This window comes from Exiguobacterium sp. s168 (assembly GCF_018619035.1).
Classification (GTDB): domain Bacteria; phylum Bacillota; class Bacilli; order Exiguobacteriales; family Exiguobacteriaceae; genus Exiguobacterium_A; species Exiguobacterium_A acetylicum.
Genome location: NZ_JACSNE010000051.1, coordinates 1 through 3,469 on the forward strand (window position 1 = coordinate 1; position 3,469 = coordinate 3,469).

2 protein-coding genes are annotated in these 3,469 nt (G+C 48.5%); both read left to right on the forward strand.

Annotated features, from left to right (window positions below):
* A partial coding sequence (locus KNQ15_RS16475; protein WP_214730110.1) for a CDP-glycerol glycerophosphotransferase family protein occupies window positions 1-2,208 on the forward strand: 2,208 nt, incomplete at its 5' end.
* 179 nt (window positions 2,209-2,387) lie between these two features.
* Window positions 2,388-3,469 (forward strand): transposase (locus KNQ15_RS16480; protein WP_214730111.1); only part of this gene is annotated, 1,082 nt, incomplete at its 3' end.

The window sequence follows — 3,469 nt, forward strand, 5'->3', positions numbered from 1 at the left end:
CAAGTCGCTCCGCTCGGAAACGTCTTGCCGATCAAATCGAAGGAACACATCTATCACTCTTTGATGGCAAAGAAGGTCATCGGGACACACCACGCGGAATACTTGTATCCGCTTCGCTCGGAGCCGTTCAAACGCAAGATGCGTGCAGATCGTGTCTTCATCCAACACGGGGTTCTCGGAACGAAGAACATGAACAATCAATACGGGAAATTTGCTGCTGCCTTCGACACGGATTTGTTCCTTGTCAGCTCGGAGCGGGAAAAACGACTCGTCACACAAGATATGGGATACGCTGAGCGCGAGGTCAAAATTACTGGCTTGTCTCGCTTTGATGCACTCTTGAAAAATGACGTCCCGGTCAAACGTCAGATGCTCGTCATTCCGACGTGGCGGTCGTGGTTACAGACGCCACTCCAGTTCTTCGAATCAGAATACTATCAGCAGTACCAAGCGTTCCTATCGAGTGATCGTTTGCATGCGTACGCGAAACAGCATCGTCTCGAGATCGTTCTTTGCCTGCATCCAAACATGCAGCAATATTCGAGTCATTTCGAGAACTTACCGATCACGGTCATCCACCAAGGCGAACGTGACGTCCAAGGGTTATTAAAAGAGAGCCTGTTGCTCGTCACTGACTACTCGAGTGTTGCCTTTGACTTCAGTTTCTTAAAGCGACCGGTTCACTATCTCCAATTCGACCCGAAACGCTTCATCGGTCCACTCGGTTCATATCTCGATCTCGAGAACGAATTACCGGGTCGAATCTCAAAAACGATTGATGACCTGTTCGACGATCTTGACGCGACGGCACGCCATAATTTTGAGATGGCGGACGAATACAAACGACGCGCTGACGTCTTCTTGACGAAAACGGATACGACTTACTCTGATCAGGTCTATCAAACAATCGCTAATTATACGAAACAGACGAGCCTCTTTGAAAAGATTCAGACGAACGAGGCAGCGAACATCCTCTTTAAGGTCTATCGCCGAAGCCGGTTCTACTTCCCGACGATGAAGGCTGGATACCGGCTCATGCAACGCGTCTTGCCGGTCGACCCGAAACTCGTCGTCTTCGAGAGTGGGCTCGGTAAACATTACGCGGACAGTCCGCGTTACATTTACGAGGAACTGAAGAAACAAGCACTCGGCTACAAAGTCGTCTGGATCTATAACAAGAAGCTTTATCTCGGAGATCCGAACGCAAAAGTCGTCAAACGCTTATCTCCTGCCTATTTCTATTACATGGCGACGGCGAAGTTTTGGGTCAACAATCAGAACTTCCCGCATTACATGACGCGGCGAAAAGAGACGACCTACATTCAGACATGGCACGGCACACCTTTGAAGAAGATGTTGTTTGACTTAGACGAGATCCATGGACGGGACGAAGGCTATGTCGAGCGTGTAACGAACGCGATCCAGCAATGGAGCGTCCTCTTGTCTCCGAGTCCCTATGCGACGAACATCTTTAGAAGTGCGTTCCAGTACGGGGGACCGGTCGTCGAATCTGGTTATCCGCGAAACGATCTCTTCTTTACGGCGAATAATGCGGCGACAATCGAACGGATCCGGACGCAGCTTCAACTACCGGAAGACAAGAAAGTCATCTTGTATGCACCGACTTTCCGTGACCATCAGTCGCTCGGTAAAGGGAAGTTCTACTTCGACTATCCGTTTGATTTCGACCGGGTCGCGGAAGCGTTAGGCGATGAGTATGTCTTCTTGATTCGGACGCATGTGCTCGTCACGAAAAAGCCGAAGATTCCAGCGCAGCACCGGGAACAATTCATCGACGTGACGGCCTATCCGGATATTCAAGAACTTTACTTGATCACCGATCTACTGATCACAGACTATTCTTCTGTTTTCTTCGACTTCGCGAACATGAATCGTCCAATGATGTTCTATGCGTATGACCTCGATCTTTATCGAGATACGTTACGCGGCTTCTACCTGGATTACTACAATGACCTTCCGGGACCGATCTTAGAAACGGAAGAGGCTTTGCTTCACGCCTTATCGGACATTCCGCGTCTGACGAAAATGTATCAAGCGCAACTCGATACGTTCCGTGCGACATACGGTCCGATGGAGGATGGGTTTGCCGCTTCTCGTGTCGTCGATGCGTACTTCAAAACGGATCAAATGATGCGCACTCAAACCCTTGAATTACTTGAACAACCAGACGGCAGTTACTCTGTTTGACCGATGATACGAAAAAACGAGGCTGGGACATAACTCAGTTTCACAAACGAAAGGCCCTCGAAACGTGTAGTCGTTTCGAGGGCCTTGTTCTATGACGAAAAACCGATTCTGAATAAACAAATAAGGACAACCTCTGATAAAGTTAAAGTGACTAAACTATAACCATCGGAGGTGCCCTTATGTTTAAAGATTATAACATGAACCAGCTGGTTCTGCCCTTAGATTTAGAAGTTCGTCTTCAAGAAAATGATATCGCGTTCGCTGTCCATCATCTCGTCGAATCCATTCCGGATGATGTTTTCGATCCTTTCATGCGGACGACGGGATGCCCTGCTTATCATCCGCGGATGATGATGAAAATCATTTTATGTGCCTACACACAGTCGGTCTTCTCCGGTCGGAAGATTGAAGGATTACTATCCGATAGTCTGCGGATGATGTGGCTAGCGCAAGGGAATGCGCCGAGCTATCGTACCATCAACCGTTTTCGAGTGCATCCCGCAGTCACTCCAATCTTGAAGCAAGCCTTCGTTACCTTCCGTTGCCATCTCGTCGAGATGGGAGAAATCAATGAAGAAGCCATCTTTATCGATGGTACAAAGCTAGAGGCGAATGCGAACCGATACACCTTTGTTTGGCGGAAATCGATCGAACGTCATAGTTCGTCTCTCGTGGACAAATCGAATCGTATCTATGACAACCTCGTCGAACAAGACATCCTACCGGAAATTGAACGAGAAAGCCCGGACGAGCTCACTCTCTCAGAACTCGAACACATGGGTGAAGCTTTAGACGCACATATCGCTTCCATCAACCAAAAAATCGAGGCGAGTTCGGATACTCAAGAAAGAAAACGTCTACGTTCTGAACGGAAGGAACCACGTCTCCTTCGAAAGGAGATTACAGATTTCATCGAGCGGAAACAGAGATACGCCCTCCAAAAGAGGACGCTCGCTGGACGGAACAGCTATTCGAAAACAGACACAGACGCGACGTTCATGCGAATGAAGGAAGATCATATGCAAAATGGACAACTCAAGCCAGGCTATAACGTTCAAATCGCGACCGAAGGACAGTACACACTCGCTTATGATATTTATCCGAATCCGACGGATGCCCGGACGTTACTCCCCTTTTTAGATGAGATCAGCTCATATTTACCACTACCACCGCATATCGTTGCGGATGCCGGCTATGGGAGTCAGGAGAATTATCAGGATATTCTGATGCGCCGAGGGCGCATTCCACTCATCCCTTATAC